22 protein-coding genes are annotated in these 26189 nt (G+C 67.8%); 18 read left to right on the forward strand and 4 right to left on the reverse strand.

Annotated features, from left to right (window positions below):
* Nucleotides 1–178: 178 nt before the first annotated feature.
* The 14 genes from ACFQE5_RS22655 (at nucleotide 179) to ACFQE5_RS22720 (ending at nucleotide 16456) form a co-directional block, all read left to right on the forward strand.
* Nucleotides 179–754, forward strand: a complete 576-nt coding sequence (locus ACFQE5_RS22655; protein ID WP_379587909.1) for a TetR/AcrR family transcriptional regulator — start codon at nucleotides 179–181, stop codon at nucleotides 752–754.
* Nucleotides 755–883: 129 nt separating this feature from the next.
* Nucleotides 884–2545 carry a long-chain-fatty-acid--CoA ligase gene (locus ACFQE5_RS22660; protein WP_379587910.1) on the forward strand — a complete coding sequence of 554 codons (1662 nt, stop codon included), beginning with the start codon at nucleotides 884–886 and terminating at the stop codon, nucleotides 2543–2545.
* 256 nt (nucleotides 2546–2801) lie between these two features.
* Nucleotides 2802–4049 (forward strand): ABC transporter substrate-binding protein, encoded by a 1248-nt coding sequence (locus ACFQE5_RS22665; RefSeq protein ID WP_379587911.1) that lies wholly within the window; start codon nucleotides 2802–2804, stop codon nucleotides 4047–4049.
* Nucleotides 4050–4132: 83 nt separating this feature from the next.
* A complete protein-coding gene (locus ACFQE5_RS22670; protein ID WP_379587912.1) occupies nucleotides 4133–5014 on the forward strand; it encodes a branched-chain amino acid ABC transporter permease in 882 nt (293 codons plus the stop codon).
* 3 nt (nucleotides 5015–5017) lie between these two features.
* A complete protein-coding gene (locus ACFQE5_RS22675) occupies nucleotides 5018–6142 on the forward strand; it encodes a branched-chain amino acid ABC transporter permease (RefSeq protein ID WP_379587913.1) in 1125 nt (374 codons plus the stop codon).
* A complete protein-coding gene (locus tag ACFQE5_RS22680; protein WP_379587914.1) occupies nucleotides 6139–6936 on the forward strand; it encodes an ABC transporter ATP-binding protein in 798 nt (265 codons plus the stop codon). Before ACFQE5_RS22675 ends, ACFQE5_RS22680 begins: the two co-directional genes overlap by 4 nt.
* Nucleotides 6929–7705 (forward strand): ABC transporter ATP-binding protein, encoded by a 777-nt coding sequence (locus tag ACFQE5_RS22685; protein WP_379587915.1) that lies wholly within the window; start codon nucleotides 6929–6931, stop codon nucleotides 7703–7705. The genes ACFQE5_RS22680 and ACFQE5_RS22685 overlap by 8 nt, the downstream gene beginning before the upstream one ends.
* Nucleotides 7702–8283 (forward strand): NADPH-dependent FMN reductase, encoded by a 582-nt coding sequence (locus tag ACFQE5_RS22690; protein WP_379587916.1) that lies wholly within the window; start codon nucleotides 7702–7704, stop codon nucleotides 8281–8283. The genes ACFQE5_RS22685 and ACFQE5_RS22690 overlap by 4 nt, the downstream gene beginning before the upstream one ends.
* On the forward strand, nucleotides 8280–9413 hold the full coding sequence (locus tag ACFQE5_RS22695; protein WP_379587917.1) for a hypothetical protein: 1134 nt from the start codon (nucleotides 8280–8282) through the stop codon (nucleotides 9411–9413). Before ACFQE5_RS22690 ends, ACFQE5_RS22695 begins: the two co-directional genes overlap by 4 nt.
* A 2-nt stretch (nucleotides 9414–9415) precedes the next feature.
* Entirely contained in the window at nucleotides 9416–11089 is a 1674-nt protein-coding gene (locus ACFQE5_RS22700; protein ID WP_379587918.1) for a long-chain-fatty-acid--CoA ligase, read from the forward strand.
* Between the two features lie 890 nt (nucleotides 11090–11979).
* Entirely contained in the window at nucleotides 11980–12738 is a 759-nt protein-coding gene (locus ACFQE5_RS22705) for an SDR family NAD(P)-dependent oxidoreductase (protein WP_379587919.1), read from the forward strand.
* Nucleotides 12739–13134: 396 nt separating this feature from the next.
* Nucleotides 13135–13896, forward strand: a complete 762-nt coding sequence (locus ACFQE5_RS22710) for an enoyl-CoA hydratase/isomerase family protein (RefSeq protein ID WP_379587920.1) — start codon at nucleotides 13135–13137, stop codon at nucleotides 13894–13896.
* Between the two features lie 253 nt (nucleotides 13897–14149).
* Nucleotides 14150–15370, forward strand: a complete 1221-nt coding sequence (locus ACFQE5_RS22715) for an acyl-CoA dehydrogenase family protein (RefSeq protein WP_379587921.1) — start codon at nucleotides 14150–14152, stop codon at nucleotides 15368–15370.
* Nucleotides 15371–15403: 33 nt separating this feature from the next.
* On the forward strand, nucleotides 15404–16456 hold the full coding sequence (locus ACFQE5_RS22720; protein WP_379587922.1) for a phosphotransferase family protein: 1053 nt from the start codon (nucleotides 15404–15406) through the stop codon (nucleotides 16454–16456).
* Nucleotides 16457–16853: 397 nt separating this feature from the next.
* Here ACFQE5_RS22720 and ACFQE5_RS22725 read toward each other — a convergent pair whose 3' ends face one another.
* From ACFQE5_RS22725 to ACFQE5_RS22735, 3 genes are all read right to left on the reverse strand, one after another.
* A complete protein-coding gene (locus ACFQE5_RS22725) occupies nucleotides 16854–17618 on the reverse strand; it encodes a sulfite exporter TauE/SafE family protein (protein WP_379587923.1) in 765 nt (254 codons plus the stop codon).
* A 93-nt stretch (nucleotides 17619–17711) separates the two neighbouring features.
* Nucleotides 17712–18998 carry an MFS transporter gene (locus ACFQE5_RS22730; protein WP_379587924.1) on the reverse strand — a complete coding sequence of 429 codons (1287 nt, stop codon included), beginning with the start codon at nucleotides 18996–18998 and terminating at the stop codon, nucleotides 17712–17714.
* 371 nt (nucleotides 18999–19369) lie between these two features.
* Complete coding sequence (locus ACFQE5_RS22735) at nucleotides 19370–20131, reverse strand: MOSC domain-containing protein (RefSeq protein ID WP_379587925.1); 762 nt, start codon at nucleotides 20129–20131, stop codon at nucleotides 19370–19372.
* Between the two features lie 318 nt (nucleotides 20132–20449).
* Here ACFQE5_RS22735 and ACFQE5_RS22740 point away from each other — a divergent pair, with 318 nt between their 5' ends.
* From ACFQE5_RS22740 to pabB, 4 genes are read left to right on the forward strand one after another with little or no spacing between them, the layout of a single operon-like run.
* A complete protein-coding gene (locus tag ACFQE5_RS22740) occupies nucleotides 20450–22147 on the forward strand; it encodes a formate--tetrahydrofolate ligase (RefSeq protein ID WP_379587927.1) in 1698 nt (565 codons plus the stop codon).
* Between the two features lie 54 nt (nucleotides 22148–22201).
* Nucleotides 22202–23188 (forward strand): bifunctional 5,10-methylenetetrahydrofolate dehydrogenase/5,10-methenyltetrahydrofolate cyclohydrolase, encoded by a 987-nt coding sequence (locus ACFQE5_RS22745; RefSeq protein ID WP_379587928.1) that lies wholly within the window; start codon nucleotides 22202–22204, stop codon nucleotides 23186–23188.
* Nucleotides 23189–23219: 31 nt separating this feature from the next.
* Nucleotides 23220–24083, forward strand: a complete 864-nt coding sequence (folD, locus tag ACFQE5_RS22750; RefSeq protein WP_379587930.1) for a bifunctional methylenetetrahydrofolate dehydrogenase/methenyltetrahydrofolate cyclohydrolase FolD — start codon at nucleotides 23220–23222, stop codon at nucleotides 24081–24083.
* Between the two features lie 16 nt (nucleotides 24084–24099).
* Nucleotides 24100–25293: an aminodeoxychorismate synthase component I gene (pabB, locus tag ACFQE5_RS22755; protein WP_379587931.1), complete on the forward strand. Its 1194-nt coding sequence runs from the start codon at nucleotides 24100–24102 to the stop codon at nucleotides 25291–25293.
* Here the strand turns inward: pabB and fdhD are convergent.
* Nucleotides 25277–26107 carry a formate dehydrogenase accessory sulfurtransferase FdhD gene (gene fdhD, locus ACFQE5_RS22760; RefSeq protein ID WP_379587932.1) on the reverse strand — a complete coding sequence of 277 codons (831 nt, stop codon included), beginning with the start codon at nucleotides 26105–26107 and terminating at the stop codon, nucleotides 25277–25279. The two genes, pabB and fdhD, sit on opposite strands and share 17 nt — an antisense overlap.
* Between the last annotated feature and the right edge of the window lie 82 nt (nucleotides 26108–26189).

The raw sequence follows: 26189 nt of genomic DNA on the forward strand, positions 1-26189 counted from the left end.
ACGATCACTAGAATCGTGCTCTGATGCGCAGAGCCCGCTGCGACAGCACCTTCTTCGACCGCCCGGACGGGCAGAGTGGAACAGTCACCCGGTGGTAATAGCAACGAGCGAGGACGTCGCGCAGGCGGGCGGTAGCGATCGCCCGACGGTCGACTGGCGCGTCTGTAGACCCGTCGAGATGAGCGACATCCTGAACCACGCCAGCAGGGCGTTCTATGAGCACGGGTTCCACGGCACGACTGTGCGTGACATTGCCCGCCGGGTCGGGGTCACCGTCCCGGCGCTGTACTACCACCACGAGAACAAGGAAGGGATCCTGGTCGCGGTGCTCGAAGCCGCGATCGCCGATCTGCTTCCGCGGGGAGAGGCGGCCGTCGCGGAGGCCGGCGATGATCCCGTCCGGCAGATGGCGAACCTCGTCGAGAGTATCGCCCTGCACGTGACGGTGCGGGCACGGCTTGCGGCACTCGACTCCGAGTACCGCTATCTGAGTCCCGGTGTGCGGCGAGGGTATGCCGAGCTGCGCAAGCGGAACGAAGAGTTGATGCGGTCGGTGATCGAGCGGGGTACCGAGCAGGGGGTGTTCGTCGTCACGGACCCGGCCGAGGCGACCCGGGCGCTGCTGGGAATGCTCCAGGCCATCTCCCGCTGGTACGACGAGTCAGGTCCGCTCACGCCCGCCGAGGTGGCCGATCGGTACGTCGGCCTGTGCCTGTCGGCGCTCGGCGCACCTACGAGGGCCGGAAGGGACTGATCGGCGGCACGGACGTTCGTCCATACCGGTGCCGTGGCACCGGACCTACTGGCGACCCTCGTCGGGTGCGTTCTGCAACGGGTGGCGCGGGGAGCACAAACACCTCAGGTTCGACGGGAAGGCATCTGTATGAACACATCCCTCGGCACGGGGGTTCGGGGCAACATCGGAGACGGCGATCTGACGGTCACGAACATCTTGCGGCACGGAGCCACCTGGCATTCGGGACGGTCGATCACGACGGTCGGCGACGAGGCCGCGCATGTCACCTTCGGCGAGTTCGCCTGCCGGGTGGCCGCGCTCGCCCACGGCCTGCGGTCGCTGGGGGTGCGTGCAGGATTCTGCGTCGGGTCCCTGCTGTGGAACACCCGGACACACCTCGAGGCGTACTTCGCGGTGCCGTCGATGGGGGGCCTGCTGCACACCATCAACCCCCGCCTGTCCCCCGACCAGATCGCGTACACCATCAACCATGCCGCCGACGAGGTGCTCCTCGTCGACGCCTCGCTCCTGGGACACCTCGCGCAGCTGCGTGATCGGGTTCCCAGTGTGCGAACGATCGTCGTGGTCGGGCCGTACGACGGGGAGGCACTGGCGGGCTGGCCTGGCGAGGTTCTCGGGTACGACGAACTGGTGTCCGGCCGGCCCACGGAATTCCTGTGGCCGACCCTGGACGAGCGCTCGGCCGCCACCCTGTGTTACACCACGGGAACGACGGGCGATCCCAAGGGCGTGGCCTACAGCCACCGCTCGATCTGGATCCATGCGCTGTCGCTGTGCACGGCGAACGCCGTGGCGGTGAGCTCGCGGGACCGCGGCTACATCATCGTCCCGATGTTCCACGCCAATGCCTGGGGCTACCCGTTCGCGAACTTCTGGGCGGGCGGCGACCTGCTGCTGTGCAACCGGCACCTTGATCCGCCCACGGTGGTCGAGGCCATCCGGAACCACCGGCCGACGTACTCCAACGGCGTGCCGACGGTGTGGAACGAGATCCTGAGCTACCTCGACGCCGATCCGTCGCGGGATCTCGGCTCGTTGGACCGAATCGTGCTCGGGGGCGCGCCCATCCCGCAGAAGCTCAGGACCGGCCTCAAGGAACGATACGGCGTCAATGCGTTGCAGGGCTGGGGGATGACGGAGACCTCGCCGCTGGTCACCCTCAACCGGCAGCCCTGGGCGGCGGAGAACCCCGATCCCGATCGGCGGGCGGGCGGGCAGGGGCGAGTGCTGGCCGGCGTGGAGATCCGGCTCGTCCAGCCGGACACTGGAACGGTCCTTCCGGCCGACGGTGAGACGGTCGGCGAACTGGAGTTACGCGGCCCGTGGATTGCCGACTCCTACTTCCGTACTGAGGCGAGCGACAAGTTCCGCGACGGCTGGCTGCGGACCGGGGATGTGGGAACCCTGGACGCCCTGGGCTATGTCAACCTCACCGATCGCGCAAAGGACGTCATCAAGTCCGGGGGTGAATGGATCTCGTCGGTCCGGTTGGAGCTGGAGATCGCCAAACATCCCGACGTGCTCCAGGCCGCGGTGATCGGTGTGCCGGACAGCCGCTGGGACGAACGACCGTGCGCTCTGGTGGTGCTGCGGGAGGATTCGACGACCAGCGTGGACGACCTGTGGCAGCGGCTACGCGAGGAGGACCTTCCCAGGTGGTGGGTGCCGGAGCGATGGGTGGTGCTAAACGCTCTGCCCATGACCAGCGTCGGCAAGTTCGACAAGCGGCGGATGCGCGCGATGTTCGCCAAGGGTGATCTGGAGATCCGGCAATTCCAGGAATCCTAGGCTTCCCGGCGACACAGGGATGGTTGACCTGAGCCGACGGCTAATTCTGTAGCGCGCGAAATAGTACTGGATCGCGTGTCCGGGGGAGTTCCCCGCTAACGAGTACGACGCTGTCGATTCCGGGGTTCTGCGCTGAAAAAAATCGAATATCTATCGATCGATAAGATTCTTGACTTGGCTGCTCGGCGACTGTTCAATCGCACTCGCGACTGCAAATCGGTGAGCTAGGTCGGGTAATCGAAGGGGTACGCTGGAGATGTTTCGGAAATCGGTTGCGGCCCTCGCGGCCGGTGCGCTCTTCACGCTGGCCGCATGCGGTGGCCCGACAGGTGGTACGACGACGGCCGAGGACGGGGTCAAGATGGGCCTAGGGGTCACGGCCGAGGAGATCAGGGTCGGCCTGCTGACCGACTACTCGGGCCCGATCGCTGAGGCCGCCACCTCCGGCTCACTCGGCTCGGAGGTCCTTTTCAGTAAGATCAACGACGAAGGGGGCATCTGCGGTCGCAAGATCGTGGTCGACAAGCAGGACACCAAGTACGACCCGCAGGTCACGACCCAGGTCTACCGCGCCGTCTCGCGCAAGGTCGTGATGCTGACCCAGATCATCGGCACGGCGAGCATCGTGGCGGTCAAGGACAGCATTGCCCGGGACAGCATGCCGACGATCACGGCGTCGCTCAACACGACCACGCTGCGCGAAAAGGACATCTACGTCCCGCTCCCGGTGTTCGAAATTGAGCTCGCCAATGGCGTCGTGTGGGCCGCGCAGCAGGCCGGGGCCAGCGCCGATCATCCGTTGAAGCTCGCGCTGGTCACCTCGGCGGACGCCTACGGCGAGGTCTACGCCGACGCCACCGTCTCGGCCGCCACGCAGACCCCGGGGGTCGAGGTCGTCGCGAACCCCACCTTCACCGCGACCGACACCGACTTCACCGCCCAGGTCGCTGCGCTGAAGAAGTCCGGCGCCGACGTGGTCATGCTCGGCGTCACCCCGGCCCAGGTCGCCGGTCTCGTCGGCCAGTCGGCCCAGCTGGGCTACACACCCACGTGGATCAGCACCTCGGGTTCGTGGAACTCCGCTCTGGCCGAGCCGCTGGCCGGCCTGCTCGACACGTTCTACGTCTCCGGCGGCTATGGGACGTTGGACGACGACGTCCACGGCATCCGGGAGCTCAAGGACGCGATGGCGACCTATGCCCCCGAGGCGACCCTGCACAACTTCAACGTCGGCGGCTGGCTCACTGGTACGGCGACGGTCGCCGCGCTGACGAAGGCCTGCGAGAACAAGGACCTCACCCGCGAGGGCGTGTCCGAGGCCATGCGGGACCTCGAGGTCGACTACCAGGGCATCACGCCGCCGGTGAATCTCGGCAACGGAGGAACGATCGTGAGCTACTTCTCGCGCATCAACACTGTCGGCCCCGGCGGCGTCCTCACACCAGTCACCGACTTCATGGCGACCGACGCCGCGAAGGCGTGGGGCCAGGCACAGGGACTCTGACCCTCGGGACGGGGCGTGTCCCCGCCGCCGGGGATGCGGACGCCCGCAATGGCGACGATGCCGGACGACGGTTGGAAACGACGATGACACTCTTGCTGCAACTCGGGTTCCAAGGGATCGCCCTCGGGATGGTCTACGGACTGATCGCGCTTGGCTTCGTGATCATGTTCAAGGGCTCGCACACGTTCAACTTCGCGCACGGAGAGTTCGTCGCCCTGGGCGCGTACGTCGTGCTGGCGCTGATGGCACAGGTGCCCTACCTGATGGCCTTCCTGGCAGCGGTGGCCATCACGGTGACGGTCGCGCTGCTCGTCGAGGCCGTCCTGCTCCGCCGGATGGTCGGCAAGTCCGTGAACATCGTGGTGCTGGCGACCCTCGGTCTTTCGATCATGGTCCACCAGGTGCTGGTGATGATCTGGGGTGTCGGCTCGCACGGCTCGGCCGGCCCCATCGGCGCAGGCACCGTGCATGTCGGCTCCGTGGTGCTGCCCACGAACGCCATCGCGACCATCGCGACGTCCGTGGTCGTCCTTGGCGCGCTGACCTTTTTCTTCCGGCGAACGTCGTACGGCCTCGCGATGCGGGCGACCGCCAGCCACCAGGAGGCCGCACTGGCGCAGGGCATCGACGTGCGCCGCATGTTCGCGCTTGCATGGGCCCTGGCCGCGTTCCTCGCCGTCGTCGCCGGCATCTTCCTCGCGTCGTTTCCACGTGTGGTCTCGCCGTCGATGGGCATGGTCGCGCTCGTCGCGATCCCGGCGATCGTCATCGGTGGAATGGACTCCCTGGTCGGCGCGGTCATCGGCGGGCTCATGATCGGCCTGATCCAGGTGCTGGGCGCCAGCTACCTGGCCGACTACGGCGGGGGCAAGCTGCACGAGGTGCTGCCCTACGTCCTGATGTTCGTGGTCCTCTTGGTCCGCCCTTACGGCCTGTTCGGCAGCCGCAGCATCGAAAGGGTCTGATCGATGTCCAGCACCGTCATGCGTCGGACCGTGGAGCAGAACGCCGCCCCCGTTCGCCCCGCCCGGGCGCGCGGCCGCCTCCCGAGCCCGGCTCGGCTCGGCGTCGTCACCTTCGTTGCCGCGACGGTCGCGGTACCGTGGATCGTGCGCTCCGATCTCTGGATGGGGATCGGGATCTTCGCCCTCATCGCCTCGGTCGGGGCCCTCGGCATGCAGGTGATCACCGGTCTGGCCGGCCAGATCTCCCTGGGCCACGCGGTGTTCATGGCGATCGGCGCCTACATCGCGGCCTGGCTCGGGGTCGACCACGCCCAGCCGTTCTGGGTCTGGCTGCCGGCGGCTGCGGTCGTCGCCGGGCTGGCCGGTGCCGTCGTCGCACCGGCCGCGGTGCGGATCCGAGGGCTCTACCTGGCCGTCGCCTCCCTGGCCTTGGTGTTCATCGCCGGTTACGTCTGGGAGATCTGGACCGATGTGAGCGGGGGCGTCAACGGCCGTCAGGCCGCGCCGGTGGTGGTCGGGGGACAGAACCTCCTGGACGGATTCTGGTCGGGCGACACCGAGGTACTGACTGTCTTCCAGGCGTGGTGGTACTTCGCGCTCGCCGTGCTGTTCGTCGTCATGCTGCTCACCTGGAACCTGCGCCGTTCCCGCCTCGGGCGGGCGTTCATGGCGGTGCGTGACCGCGACTTAGCGGCGGGTGTGGCCGGAATCCCGGTGACTCGGACAAAGGTGACCGCCTTCGTCATCTCCTCGGCGTTTGCCGGCCTGTCGGGGGCGCTTCTCACGGCATACATGGGCTACTTCGCGCCGACCCAGTGGACCCTGATGCTGTCGGTGGACTTCATCGCAATGGTGATCATCGGAGGGATGGGGACCATCGCCGGGGCGGTCCTTGGCGCGTTCTTCGTCACGGCGATGCCTCAGCTGGTCATGGTGGTGGCGTCATACCTGCCCTTCATCGCCCAGGAGTCCGGTGTCGAGGGCGGATTCACCGCGCCGCTGCTCGCACAGTTTCTCTACGGCCTGGTGATCGTCCTGGTGCTCGTCTTCGAGCCGGACGGGCTCAACGCCTTGTGCCGCAGGGCCATCGCCGCCCTCCGGGGACGTGCTGAGGGAGGGGCGCGGTGAACATAGCGCTCGACCCCGGTGACCTCGCGCTGGTCGTCGACGATCTCAGCGTGCGGTACGGCGCCACATCGGTGGCGCTCGAACACGTGAGCCTGTCGGTCCCGAAGGGCCGGATTGTCAGCCTGCTCGGTCCCAACGGGGCCGGGAAGTCCACAGTGATGCGCGCCGTCTCGGGTCTGCTTGGCGTGCACGGTGGTTCGGTCATCTCCGGTCGCGTCGAACTGCTCGGCGCCGATGTCACCCGGGCGCGGTCCTCGGTCCGGGTCAAGCGCGGCCTGGCCCAGGCGCTGGAGGGTCGCCAGGTATTCCCGGACCTGACGGTCGCCGAGAACCTCGCGAGCGGCGCCTATGTCCGACGCTATCGGAGGGCCCAGGAGCAGGAGGTGCGCGAGCGGGTGCTTCATCACTTCCCTCGCCTGGCCGACCTCATGGACCGCAAGGCCGGCTATCTGTCGGGCGGTGAGCAGCAGATGCTCGCCATCGGCCGGGCGCTGATGTCGCGGCCGTCGGTGCTGCTGCTGGACGAGCCCAGCCTCGGCCTTGCTCCCAAAATCGTGGAGACGGTCCGCGACGTCATCGTCGACATCAACCGCGAGGGGACGTCGATTCTCCTGGTCGAGCAGAACGCCGCGATGGCGCTGTCCATCGCGGCGTACGGCTACGTCCTCGAAGGCGGCCGGGTGGTCAAGGAGGGCCCCGCCGATGCACTGCGCTGCGACGAGGACATCGCCGCGCTGTACCTGGGCATGGTCGCGGCCGACGCCGCCGGGAAAGGACTGACCCACGGTGCGTAGCAGCAGGGATCTGCTCGACGTGAAGGGACTGTCGCTGAGCTTCGCCGGGGTCAAGGCGCTCGACGATGTGAGCTTCTCGGTGCGTGAGGGCGAGCTGTTCTCGGTGATCGGTCCCAACGGCGCGGGGAAGTCCTCGCTGTTCAACTGCATCTGCGGGGTCTACCGGCCGCAGGCGGGCTCGGTCGGCTTCGCCGGCGAGGAGCTGCTCGGCCTGAAACCGCACCGGATCGCGAGGAAGGGCATCGCCCGGACCTTTCAGAACGTCGAGGTCTTTCCCTCGATGACGGTGCTGGAGAACCTTTTGCTCTCGCGGCACAACTTCATGTGCTCCGGTGCGGTCGCCAGCATGCTCCGCCTGGGCCGGTCGGCCGGGGAAGAGCGGCAGGCCCGGGCGAGGGCGCGCGAGTTCGCCGAGCTGCTGCGCATCGATCATCTGCTCGACAGGCTCGTCGGTTCGCTGCCACACGGCACTCAGAAGCGCGTCGAGTTGGCACGCGTACTCGCGATGGAACCCAAGCTGATCATGCTCGACGAACCCGTCGCGGGAATGAACCACGACGAGTCGAGCGAGATGACCGAGACGATCAGACAGGTCAACCGGGAGCTCGGGGTCGCCATCCTGCTCGTCGAGCACGACATGACCATGGTCATGGCCATCTCGGACCGTGTCTGCGCCCTCGACTTCGGTCAGCGCATCGCCCTCGGTACGCCGCCAGAAGTCGTCCGAGACAGCGCCGTCATCACCGCCTACCTGGGAGGAGCGCTATGAACGAAGACCGCCTCGTCGTCTGCGGCATCGCCGGCAGCCTGCGCAAACAGTCTTGGAACTGGATGTTGCTGCGAGCCGCCGCGCTGCTTGCGCCCGACGACATCGAGGTGCGGCTGAGCAAGCAGCTGCCGGACATTCCGCTGTTCAACGAGGACCTGCTCGTCGACGAGCCACCGGCGGTCGGTGCGCTCCGCGCCGAGGTCGCCGAGGCGGATGCCCTCATGATCGCCACTCCGGAGTACAACGGCGGCGTACCCGGGGTTCTCAAGAATGTTCTCGACTGGCTGTCGCTCCCCTTGGGCAGATCGGTGCTCGAGGGCAAGCCCGTCGCGATCATGGGGGCCTCGCCCGGGAGGCTCGGTACGGCTCGGAGCCAGTTCGAGCTTCGCAACACCTTCGTCTTTTCCCGATCCCCGGTGCTTCCGGGGCCCGAAGTCCTCGTGAGCCACGCCGACCAGCACTTCGATGCGGCCGGACGCCTGACCGACCAGTTGGCCATCGATCGGATCGGCCTGCTGTTCGACGGTCTGAGGCAGTACGCCCGACTGAACAAGCAAGAGGTGGTCCTCCTCCCATGACGTACCCGGTCAGCAAGGTCTTCGTCAGCAGCGAGTCGCCCGGTGCGCCTCGCGCGGGTGCCGGCGGGCACCCCTGTCAGGGCATCTACTACACGCGCGAGGGCATACGCCCACGTGTCGCGATGATCGCCACCCACTACCAGATCGACTTCTCCGAGCACTACCTGGCGGAGCTCATCGCGGCACGTGGCATCGGGTTCCTCGGATGGAACACCCGGTTCCGTGGGTACGAATGGCTGTTCGTGCTCGACCAGGCCCTGGTCGACATCGGAGTAGGCGTGCGCTGGCTGAAGGAGCAGGCCGGCGTCGAGCACGTCGTCCTCCTGGGCAACTCCGGCGGGGGCTCACTCATGGCCGCCTATCACTCCCAGGCCGTCGAGGCGTGTGTCCGCCCCGCCCGGGACCTGCAGCTGGCTCCGGGTGTGGACGAGCTGATCCCCGGGGACGCCTACGTCTCGCTCGCGGCCCATCTGGGTCGTCCCGACGTGCTCACCGACTGGATGGACGCCGCCGTGGTCGACGAATGCGACCCGACGCTGACCGATCCGGAGCTGGACCTGTTCAATCCGGAGAACGGCCCGCCCTTCTCGCGGGAGTTCGTCGAGCGCTACCGGGCGGCCCAGGTTGCGCGGAACCACAGGATCACCAGGTGGGCGAAGGCTGAGCTGGCCCGGGTCAACGCATTGGGCTATTACGACCGGCATTTCAACGTTCCGCGCACCTGGGCGGATCCCCGCATGGTCGACCCGACGCAGGAACCCTCCAACCGCCCGGGGGGCTGGTGCTACCGAGGACCCACGGAGGCGGCGAACCGCGGGGACCGTGGCATCGCGGGCGAGACCACGCTGCGCAACTGGCTGAACATGTGGAGCCTTGAGGAGTCGCAATGTCGCGCCGAGCCACATCTGGCCAAGCTCACGATCCCGGCCATCGTGATCAATCCCGATGGCGATGCCGGTGTGTTCCCCAGTGATGCCGACCGGCTGTACGAGGCGATTGCGGGTGACGACAAGAAACGAGTCGATCTCCCGGGTGACCACTACTTCCTTGAGCCGGCGGGCGCCCGTGACCAAGTCGCGGACGTCATCGCCGAGTGGGTCATCTCGCGCTTCCCGCGGGCGGGGGAGTAGTCGTGGCCACGTCCGTGGACGAACTCGCGCTCACCCGTAGGCAGCACTGGGTCAATCATGTGGCCAGGCACGCCTTCGAGCGCGGCAACCTGGTCGCCCTGAAATGCCGCGACCGCGCCGTGACCTGGGCGGAACTGCAGCGACGTGTGGTGGCTCTCGCCGGCGCATTGGCCCGGCGTGGCATCGGACCCGGTGACCGGGTCGCGCTGCTCATGGGAAACCGCCCCGAGTACATCGAGACCTTGGTCGCCGTGAACCGGTTGGGCGCCATCGCCGTGCCCGTCAACTCGCGCCTCAGTGCCGCCGAGGTGGCATTCATCCTCGACGACAGCGGAGCTTCGCTGTTGTTCGTGGACTCGGCCACCGGGCAGGTCGGCAGCGCGGCGGCCGGGGCGATCGGCCACCCGGTGCCGGTTGTCGAGGTCACCGAGCACGCAGCGACGACGGTCGGCACCGCAGCGGCGTACGAGGACGTGCTGGCCGAGGATGGGGTGGCGGCCACCGCGGCCGATGTGAGCGAGGACTCCCCGGCGCTCATCATGTACACCTCCGGAACGACTGGCAGCCCGAAGGGCGCCGTATTGACCCATCGCAACCTCGCCGCGCAGTGCGCCACCTTGCTGACAGCGTTCGGCTTCCGGATGAACGACGAGGTAAACCTGTGTGCCTCGCCGTTGTTCCATATCGGCGCCATTGGCTCGACCGCACCGGCGCTCATGGTGGGGGCCACCATCGTGATCCTGCCGACGGGTGCGTTCGACGCCGGGGAGGTGCTCGAGATCCTCGAGCGCGAACGCGTCACGACGGTCTTCCTGGTGCCAACGCAGTGGCAGGCCGTCTGCGAGGAACAGGAGCGCGCACCACGTGATCTGTCCGGGCTGCGCGTGACCTCCTGGGGTGCAGCACCGGCGAGTGACGTGTTGCTGCGCAGGATGAGCAAGGTCTTCCCGAGTTCCTGGAACGTGGCGCTGTTCGGGCAGACCGAGATGTCGGGGGTGACCTGTGTTCTCGAGGGAAAGGACGCGCTGCGCAAGCTGGGGTCGGTCGGGCGGCCTGCACCCGGCGTCTGGGCGCGGGTCGTCGACCCGGACATGGTGGACGTCGCCCCGGGTGAGGTCGGCGAGATCGTGTACCGCGGGCCCAGCACGACGCTGGGCTACTGGAACAACCCCACCGCGACCGCGGAGGCGTTCTCGGGGGGATGGTTCCACTCCGGCGACCTGGTGCGCGTGGACGACGAGGGTTTCTGGTATGTCGTCGACAGGGTCAAGGACATGATCATCTCTGGAGGCGAGAACATCTACTGCGCGGAGGTGGAGAACGTCCTGGCTGGCCATCCGAACGTGGCCGAGGTGTCCATCATCGGTCGTGTGGACGAGCGCTGGGGTGAGACTCCCGTGGCGGTCGTCGTGCTGAAGGACCGGCGCCGCGCGCTCAGCATCGAGGACCTGCGCGCGTGGGCAAGTGACGAGCTGGCCGGCTACAAGCTGCCGACCGCCCTCGAAATCGTGGACAGGCTGCCGCGGAACGCCTCGGGCAAGGTCACCAAGGGCGTGTTGCGTGACCGGTTCAGCCTGGCCCGGCCCGCTCCACGAGTCGACTCCAGCCCGCCCCGGGCTGGGCAACAATCCCCATCTGGAATCGGCGAGCAGACCGACCAATCGCCGATGCGATAGTGGGTCTCGAACTCGACCGGGGCCTGCCGCTGCTGGCTGCCTGAAGCCGTAGATGGCCGCACCAGTCGCGACGTGACACTGGCACCCCGTCACCGGGGCAGGTCTCCTCGGAGCCAGGCCCGACAGCTACACACATGTCGGCGTCTGGCAAAACGGGGGCATCCGTCATGACCACGCAATCAGGAAGCCGGGAAATCTAGGCTCTAGGCGCTACGTGGGCCCAGAATTCAGTCATGCGCCCCAACATCGCTCCTGGAATCCGACGTCACCAGGTTGGCCCACGATTGCAGCAAGGGGTCGGGAGAACCGATAGCCGAACAAACGGCGCGAACCCAAACATTGACAGGCGCCCAGTCGCACGAAGATATCGCCAGCGACAGTCGAATGAGACACCGCGTGATAGTTTCCAGCTATCGGGGGTCAGTCATTGAGTTCTATGACTTCTTCCTTTTTGGGCTCGCCTCGGCAGCAGTATTCAACGTCCTCTTCTTTCCGGACATCAGTCCTGCGGCAGGCTTCTTGGCTTCCGTTCATTGCATCGGCGCTACTTGCCGCCGCTGGCGGCCCTCCGCACGGGTTCGGCGTCGCTGCCTTCCTCGCTGCTGCACGTTTCCTCTCCATCGGCGGAGCGCTTCTCACTCCTGAAACCCGCCGACGAGACATGACCTCAGAATCATGACGGCCAACTTGTGAGTGCTTAAGGGTAGGATCGGAACGTGCGTCCGCGTGTGGGAGTTGTCTGCACGGCAGAACCCGGGCGAAGTAGTAGATGATGGCACTTCTTCAGTTATCTCTCATACTTCGACCGTGTTACCGGCTTGGCCGGTCGGTTAGGTGAGAAATGCGAAGGTATGGCGGGTTTCGATTATTAGTCGAGAAGGAACAGGAAGGTGTCGTTGTTTTCCTTGAGCGGACGGACGGCTCTGGTGACCGGAGCCTCCTCGGGCCTCGGTGTGCAATTCGTCCGCGCGCTGGTAAGGACCGGAGCGCGCGTCGTTGCAGGGGCGCGACGATTTGATCGACTGCAGATCTTGGCAGACGAATTAGGCCAAGATTGGGTTCTTCCTGTGCAGCTCGACGTTACGGATGAATCGTCGGTTCGTGCGTTTGTGCATGAAGCAACAGTTTGGACTGGGCGACTCGATGTACTTGTCAACAATGCTGGCGTGACCCATGCGAAGGCGGCTGAGACCGAGTCGACGGAGGACCTGCGACGCATCCTCGACGTCAATTTGGTCGGCCTTTTCACCTGCAGCCGCGAGGCCGGTCGCATCATGCTGAGATGTGGAGGCGGTAGCATCGTGAACATCGCCTCAGCACTCGGCTTGGTCGCGTCGGGTCGGATCCCGCAGGGATCCTACTGTGCCAGTAAGGGCGGCGTAGTCCAGCTTACTCGCGAAATGGCTGCGCAGTGGGCACGCAAAGGGGTACGGGTCAACGCGATCGCCCCTGGATTTTTTCTCACCGAACTGACATCCGAGATGTTCGAGGATCCGCGCAGTGAAAAATACATCGAGCGTACGGTACCGATGGCACGTTGCGGAGCTTCGCACGAGTTGGACGGCGCATTGATGTTCCTGGCGAGCGATGCATCGTCGTATGTAACCGGCCAGATACTGGCTGTGGACGGTGGTTGGACCAGCATTTGAGAGCTCGATGATGAAGAGCGGCAGCGTGATCTGCTCGAAGTCGCCGCCGCGAGGTCCTCATCACTGGTGTCTTGTGGGTTCGCGGATGCGGTTTGTCCGGTCCTATGCCAAGCGGTGAGCCCGCGACGTGGGCGCCTACGTGATCGACCAGAAAACGCAAGGAACCGGCACGCGAATCACGTGAATCGAGAGTTCTGCCGGTCACCGATGGCTTGACGGTGGTGGCCGACATTCGTGACTTCGTTGTCTGCGTGGCAGCATGGACCGAGCCGCTATGCATGCTGGCGAACAACGTCAACATTACCTCTGTGTCGGGCCGCCGAGATCGAAGTGGTGCGGTAGGCGGATAGTCTGAAGGCTAGGAAGGTGTCAATGTCAGTAACATCCACGGCTCCGGTGATCCGCAAGGACGGTGCGGGAGTTCGCACGCTTTGGCTCAACAGGACGGCAAAGCGAAATGCATTCACCCTCGAATCCATGTCGTTTCTCCAAGGGGCGCTCGAAGACGGTCTGGCCGATCCAGGAATCCGTGCCTTCGTCCTCACCGGGTCGGCTGGGACGTTCTGCGCCGGTGTCGACATCTCCGTCCTGGAAGGCGCGACGGTGGCGTCGACCCACGCCAACCTGGTCGTACTCCACCGGACGGTTCGGACGTTGGTGGCGGGGGCCAAGCCGGTGGTTGCCGCGGTCGAGGGACACGCAGTGGGTGCCGGCCTGTCCCTAGCGCTGGCGAGCGATCTCGTGGTGGCCGCCGAGGACGCGACCTTTCGGTGTGCGTTCCCCCGACTCGGTTTGATGGCCGATCTTGGCTTGCTCTGGTCGTTGCCGCAACGGGTGGGACTCGGCAGGGCCCGCCGGATGCTGCTGCTGGATGAACCGGTATCGGGCACCGAGGCGGCCGCAGTCGGTCTGGCCGACTACGTGGTGGCGCCGGGTGCGGCACTGGAGACTGCGATGAAACTCGCCAGCCGGTTGGCTGAACAGCCGCCGATGGCAGTCGGCCTCACCAAGGCGATGCTGGCCGACGGTCCACAAGGGCTCGAGGCGTTGCTCCGGAGAGAGGCGGGCGAGCAGGCGCTACTGCACGGCACGGCGGACTTCCGTGAGGGCATCCGAGCATTCACAGATCGCCGCGACCCGCGTTTCGTCGGAGGCTGAGCCGTTCGATGTTCGAGCGACTGGTCGTTCCTGCCCTGAAACCAAATCCGACATCAGTTTCATCAAGTATGGTCAGGACCCGGAGGCATTTTTCTGTGCCCGCGTCTGGTATGCACCGCGTCGCGTACGCCTACCTTGAGTCGCCGGAAACCCCGCGCTGCTACGAAGAACCACCAGGGCTTCCGCTCGTACACACTGATGTGGCTGCTGGCCGCAGCGAGCACAGGTCGATGCTGCCGGCGGGAGGCAGGTGATGGATTCGTCCACCGCCTTCTCGATTCCTTCGCACGTAGCGCCGCTGCGCGCCGCCGTGTATCGGTTCGTCACCGAGCATGTCGAGCCTGTCGAGCAGGAGTTGGCATCACGAAGTAGCAAGGCTGCTGGGCTGCTCGCTCAGCTCCAGGAGAGAGCAAAGAGCGAGGGGTTGTGGGCGCTCGGTCACGCCGCCGATATCGGCGGTGGCGGGATGCCATTCCTTGATTACCTCTACGTCAACGAAATCCAAGGGCGTTCCGAGTTCGGGCAGTTCGCCCTGGGAACCTGGACGCTTCAGGATTCGATCATGCTCAGCCGTCATGCGAAGGGGGAGTGTCGAGAACGCTTCCTCGACCCACTGGTCCAGGGAACGGCGTGGCCGAGCTTTGCGATGACCGAGCCCGAGGTCGCGTCCTCGGATCCGACCCAGCTCGCCACCTCGGCCCGGTTGGTGAATGGGGAGTGGGTGGTCAACGGCCGGAAGTGGTTCACCACGAATGCCGGAGAAGCAGCGTTCACCACTGTGCTGTGCCGCACCGAGCCGGAGGCTCCGCCACATCGCGCGTTCTCACTGATCCTGGTCCCTACCGACAACTCTGGTTACCGGATCGTCCGCGAGACACCAGTTCTCGGGATTGCTGGAGGGCACTACGAGATCTCTCTGACCGACGTGCGAGTCCCCGTCGGATATCTGATCGGCGAGCGAGGAGCGGGCTTCGCAATCGCACAGGAGCGCCTCGGCCCCGGGCGTATTTTCCATTGCATGCGCTGGTTGGGGCAGGCGCAACGGGCATTCGATCTGATGTGCGAACGCCTGAACAGCCGAGTGCTGTCGGGTGCGCCGCTGGGCGAGAAGCAGCTCATGCAGCAGCACGTGTTCGAAAGCTGGTCACAGATCCAGGCCTGCCGCTTGCTCACCCTGGACGCGGCCAGCAAGATCGATCGTGGTGGCGACGCCCGGGTCGAGATCGGGGCGATCAAGGTTGTCGGTGCGCGGATGCTGCATGACGTCATCGATCGGGCCCTCCAGGTGCACGGAGCAGCAGGTCTGACCGATGACACCCCGCTGAGCCGGATGTATCGCGCCGCTCGGTTCGGCCGCATCTACGACGGACCGGACGAGGTGCATGTGGTCAACGTGGCGCGGCGGCTGCTGCGTGGGTTCCAGAGGGGGAGCGGCTGGGACTTCGGGTACGGGGCCGAGGCGAATGGCCGATGACGGCGATACAGAGGCGAGAAGAGGCAGGATCGGATGAAGGTGAGTGAGTCGGGACGGGCGGGGCAGTGGGACGAACTGGTCCGGCCTGCGATGCTGGGGCCGGCTGTCGCGGAGGCCACCGGTGACCCACGCTGGTGCCATCTGACCGCGACTTTGCTGTCCGGCGGAAAGTCGAACCTGACCTTTCTGCTGACCAGTCCCGCGGGCGAATTGGTGATGCGTCGGCCGCCGTCGGGCGAGTTGCTGCCCAGTGCGCACGACATGGGGCGCGAGGTCCGGGTTCAGCGGGCGCTCGCCTCATCGTCCGTGCCGGTGGCCCGTGTCGTCCTGAGTGACGACGGGGCGATCGTGGGATCGCCGTGCTACGTAATGGAACGCGTCCCGGGCCACATCATCCGTGACCGGATCCCGGACGGGTATGCGGACACCTCGGAGCAGCGCACCGCTCTGGCCTTCGCGCTCGTCGACGTGCTGGCCGACCTGCATCGCGTTGATCCGCGCGAGGTCGGCTTGGAAGACTACGGTCGGCCAATTGGATTCCTGGCCCGCCAGGTCCGTCGCTGGAACGACCAGTGGCAGCGTTCGCGCACGGTCTCCGTGGGGCCTCTTGAGGATCTGGGGCGACGGCTTGCCGAGCGCGTCCCGGCCTCTCCGCAGGCGTCGATAGTGCATGGAGATTTCCGTTTGGACAACTGCATGATGGACATGCGCGATCCGAGCAGGGTGCGGGCCGTACTCGACTGGGAATTGTCTACGGTCGGCGATCCGTTGACCGATCTGGCGCTACTGCTGTTTTACTGGCAGGAGCCTGGAGAACCAGGACTTCGACTGACCCCCACGGTCACCGCACTTTCCGGCTTTCCGAATCGGCAGCAGCTCGCCGCCCGATACGCGCAGCGTCTCGGCGTTGATCTGACCGACTTGTCGTTCCACGAGGCGCTGGCTCACTTCAAGTGCGCCGTCATCACGCAGGGAGTCGCTGCGCGGGTGAGGGCTGGGACGATGGCCGGTCAGGAGTTCGGCGATCTCACCGACGAGGTCTCCGCGATCGCCGAGCGAGGGCTGCAGCGGCTGGAGGCACTCTGAGCAGATCCGCGATCCGCATCGCCGTCCCGGCTCGCGCGATGGCATCGGCCGATGTGAGCAGAGCGATCACACCTGCGTTCCGCAGCAGGTGCACGACCTGAAAATCAGACTCTCCGGTCTTGACGCGGTGGGCGCCCTGTTCGGAGCTATCGGTGCATCGGAACGTTCTGTATTCGGAACGTTCGTAACCACCGATGGAACCCAAGACCTTCCCCTCGTGGCGTGCGTCGAGGCCGTGTGGATGTCGATCCGGACCTGGGGCCAGCGAGGCGGGTCCGGCGGCGCGGGCCAGACCCAGGGGCAGTGTGGTCTCGCCCTCGCCGATTACCGCGTTGACGACGGCGTGGGCTCCGCATACGACCAGGGCGACGATCTCCTGCCGGGTTCGCCGCGCCGGTCAAGGCCGCAGCGAGGTGAGCAGGGCGGCGACACCGGACGCCCCGATGACGCCGAGCAGCGCCATCCGGAACACCGGGTCGGGCAGCCGCCGGGCGGCGACGGTTCCGAGCAGCGCCCCGAGCGCGGCTGCGGGGAGCAGCCACAGCCCGCCGAGCACGATGTCGGCCGCCACCGTCCCGGTGAGCGCCACCGACGCCAGTGCCAGCAGGTAGCTGGCCAGGTTGAAGGCCACGAGCGCGGCGCGACCGTGCGCCGCCGGCCACCGCTGAATGGAGACGAGCAGCGCGGGAGGCAGGCCACCCAGGCTCGTGCTCCCGTTGAGGAACCCACCGAACAGGCCGGCGGACCCGACCGCGGCCTGTTCGTGCCGGAACGGCCGGGGCAGTCCGATCAGGCCGGTCGCCGCGACCAGGAGCGCCAGCACCGCGATGGCCTGCATCAGCAGCCGGGCCGGCAGGACGATGAGCACCGCGATGCCCGCCGGGGTACCGATCAGCCCACCGGCCAGCAACGGCCAGCAGCGCGGCAACTGCAGGTCGCGCCGGCACTGCACGAGAACGCCGAGGCTCAGCACCGCACCGAGGAACAGCGAGAGCACCACCACCTGGTGCGGATACGGGGCGATCAGGACGACCAGCGGTGTGAAGACGGCCGCGAAACCCAGCCCGGTGACGCCCTGGACGAAACCCGCGGCGACGGTCACGGCCACGGTGGCCAGCCCGATCCCGGGGGCGGAACCGAACAGCAGGTTCAGCACGTCCATCGGGTCTCTCCCTGTCTCCACTTCCCGGCGGTTCGCGCTGGGGCCGTCGCGGCCGGCCGACGCCCCAGCGCACCCAGCATCGCGTCTCGCGACTCAGGTCAGCGCACCGGTCTCCTCCAACTCCTTCTTCGCGGTCTCCGGACCGAGCACGTACCCCACGATCGTCAGGATCCACAGCCCCGCCATCGCGAGGTACGGGATCGAAGGGCCGAACGAGGAGATCGCCCATCCGACGACGAACGGTGCGGCGATCGACACGATTCGCCCCCCACCGACGGAGATCGCAAAGCCGGTCCCGCGGATCTCGGTCGGGAACAGCTCGGTGATGTAGGTGTCCCCGATCGACCAGAGCCACCCGAGTAGGCCGATGGTCAGCGACCCGTAGACCAGGTACATCGTGAAGTCGTCCGTCGTGGCGCCCAGCACCGTACAAATCATCATCATGAGCGCGCCGAGAATCGCCATGGGACGGCGTCCGACCAGGTCGGCGAGGCCGGCACCGACATAGCACAGGACGAACTGGACGATGTAGAAGACCATCGCCCACATGATCGCCTCGGTGGGGGTGGCGCCGAACTTCTGCACCATGTAGGTGGTCAGGAAGACGGTCATCCCCCAGTAGCCGAAGGCGTTCGCGCTGTAGATCAGCCAGCCGATGTAGATACGCCTGCGGGCCTGTGGGATCGACCAGATCTTCCTCTTCTGCGGTGCCGCGGCGTCCCCGGCCTTCCGCCGCGCCTGGGCCTGCGCGACGGTGAACCGCGCGGACTCCTGAAGGGACTTGCGGAAGGCGAAGAGCAGCAGCGCGGGCACGACGGCGACGATGAACGTCAGCTGCCACCCCCACCGCGGGACGATGACGAGCGCCGTCCCGGCGGCCAGGATGTAGCCGGCCGAGTACAACGAGAACATGATGCCGCCGGTCCCGATACAGCGGGCCTTCGCCGGGAACATCTCCGAGGTGTACGGGGCGCCGACGGCGAGCTCGCCGGCCCCGCCGACGCCGGTGAGGAACCGGAGCCCGGTGAACAGGTACAGATTCGAGGTCAGCCCGGCCAGCGACGTCGACACGCCGTACACCAGGATCGAGATGCCGAGGGTGTCCTTGCGGCCGTAGCGGTCCGCCGCGATGCCGAAGCCGATGGTTCCGACGGTGTAGCCGACGAGGAAGATCGATCCGATGATCCCCATCACGGTGAGGCTGACCCCGAGTGACTCCTGGATCCCCGGTAGGACCAGGCCGTAGATGTTGACCGCGTAGGAGTCGAACCCGTACCCGAGCCCTGCCGCCAGCGCGACCAGGATGGACTGCTTCAGCGGCACCCTGGGCGAGGTGGTTCCGGTGGTGGTCGAGGCTATTTGCGTTCTTTCGGTCGTCATGCGGTGAACCCGTCTATTCGCACCGAATGCTTCTGAAATGCCCTCGCATCGGTTGGAGATGTTTCGGTCGGAGCAGCCTTCGTCCCCCTCGCTCGGACACCGTGGAGCCCGAGGAGCGAGGGACCGCATGCCTGGGCGGCAGGTCGGTGGCGGTGATGGTGTCCAGGCACCCCGGGTCACCACTCGGGTGGCGGGCACACGGTGGATTACCGAGATCGCGATGGCATTCGAATACTGCGGGTGGCCGGTGGCCGGAAGGGGTCAGCTGCCGCGGCGATACTGTGCCAGCGACTGTGACGGATCCGCTACTCGCGGGTGCTGAATGAGGTCATAACCCACGAAAATCGCCCGGACCGCGCCGGGCCGGTGGATCAGACGTCTCCGGCGCCGGGGGGACCGAACAGGCGGTGAGCGGAGTTCGAGATCGCGGCGGCGGGCTCTGCGGCGCTATCGGTCAGCTGGGTGCGCCAGCTGTGGCCGAGTTCCCGGCAGGCGGCCAGCGCCGTCTTCTCCCCGAGGTCGGAACCGTACTTCGCGCGATTCGCGCGCAGCACGGTCCAGCTGGGGTTGGGTCGATCGAGCAACCGAACGGGCCGGCCGCCCCGAACGGTGCCCGGCTGCAGCACCCGCAGGTACCAGCCCGTACGGCCGGTCCGCTGCAACCGGACGGCCAGGTCCTTGACGCCCCACCGGCGGGCCAGCTTCCAGCACGGGCCGCGCGGCTGGGACACCTGGACGACAGCACTGCCGAACTCCCAGATGTCACCGATGCAGACCTCGGCCTCGGTGATGCCCTCGACGGAGAGGTTCTCCCCGAACGCGCCGCAGCGCAGCGGTCCGATGCCCAGCTCGCGCTCCCAGCCGGGAAGCCACCGCAGGGGATAGACGCAGACCGCCTTGTCCGGCCCGCCGTGCACCCGCGGGTCGGCCTGCTCGTCGCCGTCGAGCCCGCCGAATCCGAGCGTGACGGGCCCGGCGACGGGGTCCTTGAGGAAAGCGCTGTGCCAGGTCCGGCCCTGCTCGTCCGTCAGGTCGCGGGGTCTGCCCACCCGCACGTCCCGTACCGTGGCGAGCTCGATCGGCGGGGTCATCGGTGCGCCGTCGGCGGTGAGGCGTCGGTCGCCGCGCGTCACCCTCACCTCCGGCCCTGGCTCAACAACACCATCACCTTGCCTCACCGGTAAGGGGTGCGCAAGTCACGCGAAGTCGCACGACGGAGGATAGCGTCACGGCGACCATTGCGGGGGTGATAACGGTCACGAATGACGGCATTACCACTTCCGGGCTAGCTGACCGTCCGATGGGATGTCATTCTTCGTGCGCGTCACGCTGCCCACTTCCGGAAAATTCTCAGAAAACAGGACCCGGGTGCTTCATTGGGGACGACAGCCATTCCGGGTGGCCCGACGCGACCCGAAGAATCGTGGTCCCACAGTTGAGGAGTCTGCAGAATGGCAATACCGAGCAACCTCGACATCGCTCAGAGCGCCTCGCTGAAGCCGATCGAGGACGTGGCCGGAGCCATGGGCCTGGGCAGTCACCTCCTCGAGCCCCACGGCCGGAACGTCATGAAGATCAGCCTGGACGCGATCGAGGAGCTTGCGGATCGGCCCCGAGCCCGCTACGTCGTGGTCAGTGCGATCACCCCGACCCCGCTGGGGGAGGGCAAGACCACCACGACGGTGGGGCTGGGCCAGGGCCTCACCCGCATCGGCAGGCCCGCGGTCGTCGCGATCCGGCAGGCCTCGATGGGGCCCGCGCTGGGGATCAAGGGCGGCGCGGCCGGCGGCGGCTACAGCCAGGTCGTGCCGATGGAGCGGCTGAACCTGCATCTGACCGGTGACATGCACGCGGTGACCGCCGCCCACAACCAGCTCGCCGCGATGGTGGACAGCCACCTGTTCCACGGCAACGAGCTCGGCCTCGACTCGGACGACATCACCTGGCGCCGGGTGCTGGACGTCAACGACCGCGCGCTGCGCAACATCGTCATCGGGCTGGGGGCCCGGGCCGACGGGGTCACCCGGCAGACCGGCTTCGACATCACCGCCGCGTCGGAGGTCATGGCCACGCTGGCGCTGACCACCGGTCTCGACGACCTGCGGGCCAGACTCGGTCGCATCGTCGTCGGCTACACCCGCGAGGGTGAGCCGGTGACCGCCGAGGCGCTCAAGGCCGCGGGTGTGATGACCGTCCTGCTCAAGGAGGCGATCAAGCCGAACCTGCTGCAGACCCTGGAGAACACCCCTGCGCTGGTGCACTGTGGACCGTTCGGCAACATCGCCACCGGGAACTCGTCGGTCGTGGCCGACCTGATCGCGTTGCACGCGGGTGAGTTCGTCGTCACCGAGGCCGGCTTCGGGGCCGACATGGGTGCGGAGCGGTTCTTCAACATCAAATGCCGCACCTCGGGCCAGGCCCCGGACGCCGGTGTGGTGGTCGCGACCGTCCGCGCGCTCAAGGCACACTCCGGCACGTACCGCATCGTGCCGGGTCGCCCCCTGCCCCCCGAGCTGTTCGACGAGAACCCCGACGACGTCGCCACGGGTGCGGCGAACCTCCGTAAGCAGATCGACAACATGCGGCTGCACGGCGTCTCGCCGGTGGTGGCGATCAACGCCTTCCCCACCGACCACCGCTCGGAGTACCGGGTGATCGAGGAGATCGCGGCGGAGATGGGCGCGCGCTGTGCGGTGTCCACGCACTTCGCCGAGGGCGGCGCGGGCGCGGCCGAGTTGGCCGAGGCCGTCGCCGAGGCGGCCGCGGAGCCGTCGCAGTTCCGCCTGCTCTACCCGGACGAGGCCACCCTCCCCGAAAAGATCGAGACCATCGCCACCAAGGTGTACGGCGCGGCCGGGGTGTCGTACTCACCGCAGGCGACGGCGGCGCTGCAGACCTATCACAAGGCGGGCTTCGGTCACCTGCCCATCTGTATGGCCAAGACCCACCTGTCGCTCTCGTCGGACCCGAGCCTCAAGGGCGCACCCACCGGCTGGACCCTGCCGGTTCGCGAGGTGCGGGCTTCCGTCGGTGCGGGCTTCATCTACCCGATCTGTGGTGACATGCGGACCATGCCGGGACTCGGCTCGGACCCCGCCGCCGCCCATATCGACATCGACGAGCACGGGCAGACCGTCGGCCTGTTCTGACCCCGGCCGCGCCGGACGCCCACCCCGAGGAGGTCGAGGGCCATCAACGCGTACGTGATCGACGGCCGATCGTATGCCGAGGACCTGTACCAGCAGGTGAGCGACGCTGTGCGGCGGCTCGGGGCGGACGGTGTCCGGCCGGGCCTCGCGACCGTGATCGTCGGCGACAGCTACCCGGCCCATGCCTACGAACGCCGGGTGCGCAGGCTGGCCACCCGGCTGGGGTGCCATTACGTGCGGGAGCACCTGGCAGCCGACGTCGCGGAGGCGGACGCGGTGGCCGCGGTCGGGAAGCTCGCGGCCGACCCGCGGATCTCGGGCATCCTGATCCTGCGCCCACTGCCACCCCACATGTCCGAGGCGGCGCTGTATCGGGTGCTGGACCCCGGCAAGGACATCGAGGCCGTCCATCCGGTCAACTCCGGACTGCTCGCGCTGCGCAGGCCGCGCTTCGTGCCCTCCACCCCGGCCGCGGTGTTCCACATGCTCGACCGCTACCTCACCGAGTCCGGCCGCGACCCCGCGCGAACCTACGCCGAGAGCACGCTCGTCGTGATCGGGCGGTCGGCGAACGTCGGCACCCCCGCGCTCCTGCTCGGCCTCGAGCGCAACGCCACCGTCCTCAGCTGCGACGAGCACAGCCACCGGGCGGGGCTGCTCTACGACTACACCGCGCGAGCTGACATCCTCATCGTGGCCGCCGGGGTTCCCGGGCTGGTCCGCGGTGAGCATGTCAAGGAAGGTGTGATCGCGATCGACGTCGGCATCAACGCCGTCACCGACCCGGTGGACGGCACGGTCCGGCTGGTCGGCGACCTCGACCTCGCGAGCGTCGCAGCCAGGGCCGAGGCGGTCTCCCCGGTGCCGGGCGGGGTCGGGCCGATCACCGATGTCTGGCTGCTCGCCAACACGCTGCGGGCCGCCTGGCTCGCGGCGACCCCGTCGCAGGACGGTTCGTTCGACGACGTCGTGGGTATCGACCGGGTCGGCCCGCGAGTCCCCGCGCCGGGCGGCGAACTGGTCTCGACGGCAACGTCATGATCGACTACTCCAGCACTCCTAGGGGCCGCTGATGACTGCACGCGTGATGGACGGGACGTCGCTGGCCCGCCGGATTCGGGAGGAGGTCGCCGCCGGGGTGGCCGCGCTCACCGAGACCGTCGGGGCGACGCCGGGGCTGGCGACGGTCCTGATCGGCGCCGACCCCGCCTCGGAGGTCTACGTGCGCAACAAGCGCCGGGCTTGCGTCGCGGCGGGCATGCGTGACCTGCACCGGCAGCTGCCCGCCGAGGCGAGCCAGGCGCAGGTCGCCGATCTGATCGACGAGCTCGCCGAGGCCGACGAGGTCTCCGGGATCCTGGTCCAGCTGCCCGCGCCGGCCCACCTGGACGCCGAGGAGATCGTCGCCCGGATTCCCGCCACCAAGGACGTCGACGGTCTGACCACGACCAATGCCGGGCTGCTCGCCCAGGGCCGCCCCGGCCTGCGGCCGTGCACCCCGTCCGGGGTCATCCGGCTGCTCGATGAGCATTCGGTTGCGCTGGAGGGTGCGCAGGCCGTCGTCGTCGGGCGGTCGGTACTGGTGGGCAAGCCGATGGCACAGCTGCTGCTGGAGCGCAACGCGACCGTGACGGTCTGCCACTCCCGGACCAGGGATCTCGCCGAGACCTGCCGCAACGCCGACGTCCTCGTGGTCGCGGCCGGGGTGGCGGGGATCATCGGCGGCGACGCCATCCGTCCGGGGGCGACGGTCATCGACGTGGGCATCCACCGCGGCGAGCACGGTCTGCGCGGCGACGTCGACTACGACAAGGCCGTGGAGGTGGCGGGCCTGATCACCCCGGTCCCCGGCGGGGTCGGGCCGATGACGATCGCGATGCTGCTGGTCAACACGCTGGCCGCGGCCCGGGCCCGGCACGGTCTCGGCCAGCCCTGAGCCGCCGGAGCGCGCCGTGACCGGGGGTCGGCTGCAGATCGTGCGAACCGCGCCGTGGGCGCGGTTCGATGACCTGCGCGCGGGCACCGCGCTGCGCTGCGCGGGACCGTCGCGAGTCCTGGTCGCCGAGCGTCCCACCGAGGTCCTCGACGTGCTCGCCGAGGTGGATCGGGCCACCCGGGCGGGGTCGTGGGCGTACGGCTACCTCGCCTACGAGGCGGCGAGCGCGCTGGACCCGACGCTGCCGGCCCGGGCGGGACCCGAGGGGCTGCCGCTGGCCTGGTTCGGCCTGTGCGCCGAGCCGGAGCCGGTGACGCCCATCGAGCCGCGGGCCGCGGGTCGCTACCGAGCGCAGCCGTGGCGGCCCGGATGGACCCCGCAGGAGCACGCCCGGGCCGTGGACGCGGTCCGGGCGCAGATCGCCGCGGGCGAGACCTACCAGTGCAACCTGACGGTCCGCCTGCACTCACGGATCGACGGCGACCTCACCGGGCTCTATGCCGATCTGGCGTTGGCCCAGGGCGGCGCCCACAACGTCTATCTCGACCTCGGCCGGTGGGTGATCGCCAGCGCCAGCCCCGAGCTGTTCTTCGAGATCGCCGGGAACCGGCTGCTGATGCGGCCGATGAAGGGCACCTCGCGGCGTGGACGATCGCCCGCGCAGGACCGCGCGCTCGGCGAGGCGCTGCGGATGAGCCCGAAGGAGCGGGCCGAGAACGTCATGATCGTGGACCTGATGCGCAACGACGCCGCTCGCATCGCCGAGACCGGCAGTGTCTCGGTGCGCGCGCTGTGCCGGCTCGAGCGGTACCCGACCGTGCTCCAGCTGACCTCCGATGTCACCGCGCGGTTGCGACCCGAGACCGGTCTGGTCGACGTCCTGCGGGCGCTGTTTCCCTGCGGATCGATCACCGGCGCCCCCAAGCGCCGGACGATGCAGCTGATCAGCGAGCTGGAGCCCGAGCCCCGGGGCGTCTACTGTGGAGCGATTGGTCTGGTCGGCCCGCCGGATGCCGCGGTGCGGGCACGGTTCAACGTGGCCATCCGGACCGTCGTCGCCGACCGTGCCAGCGGCGCCGCCGTCTACGGCACCGGTGGCGGCATCACCTGGAGCTCCGAGCCCGCCGCCGAACACGCCGAGCTGCTCGCCAAGGCGGCGATCCTCGACCACCGCACCGAACAGGCCGAGCTGATCAGCCGGATCGGTTGATCCGCGCGGCGTGGGTGTAGACGTTCATCGTGCCGCCGCGCAGAAAACCGATCAGCGTCACGCCGGACTCGTCGGCCAGCTCCACGGCCAGCGACGAGGGCGCGGACACGGCGGCCAGCACCGGAACCCCGGCCATCACCGCTTTCTGGGTCAGCTCGAACGACGCCCGCCCGGACACCATGAGCACGGTCTGCCCGGCGGGCACGCGGTCGTGCAACAGCGCCCAGCCCAGCACCTTGTCCACGGCGTTGTGCCGGCCCACGTCCTCACGGGCGACGAGCAACTCGCCCGCGCCGGTGAACAGCCCCGCGGCATGCAGCCCGCCGGTGGTGTCGAACACCCGCTGGGCCGCGCGCAGCGTCGGGGGCAGGCCGGCCAGGGTCGAGGGGGTGACCTCGACCGGATCGGCCGCGGGGGAGAACCGGCTCTTGAGCCGGACGGCGGCCAGGGAGGCCTTCCCGCACACCCCGCACGAGGACGTCGTGTAGAAGTTGCGCTCCAGCGAGGCGTCGGGCGGCTCCACCCCGGGGGCGAGGGTCAGGTCGAGCACGTTGTAGGTGTTGCGCCCGTCGGCGTCCACGGAGTCGCAGTACCGCGCGACGGCGATGTCCCCGGCCTCCCCGAGGACCCCCTCGGTGAGCAGAAAGCCGTGCGCCAGTTCGACGTCGTGACCCGGTGTCCGCATCGTGACCGACAGCGGCCGCCCGCCGACGCGGATCTCCAGAGGTTCTTCGGCGGCAAGGCTGTCGGACCTGCGGTGCTCACCCTCCGGGCCGAGGCGCAGCACCGGTCGACGGCTGGTCAAGCGACCCATCGCTTCGCTCCTCTGTCGCCTCGCTGCGGACGGTGCCGGTTCTGCGGCTCCGCGGTGGGAGCGTCCGCTCGGGTGGCCAGTC

This window comes from Pseudonocardia hispaniensis (genome assembly GCF_042658695.1).
GTDB classification, from domain to species: Bacteria; Actinomycetota; Actinomycetes; order Mycobacteriales; family Pseudonocardiaceae; genus Pseudonocardia; species Pseudonocardia hispaniensis.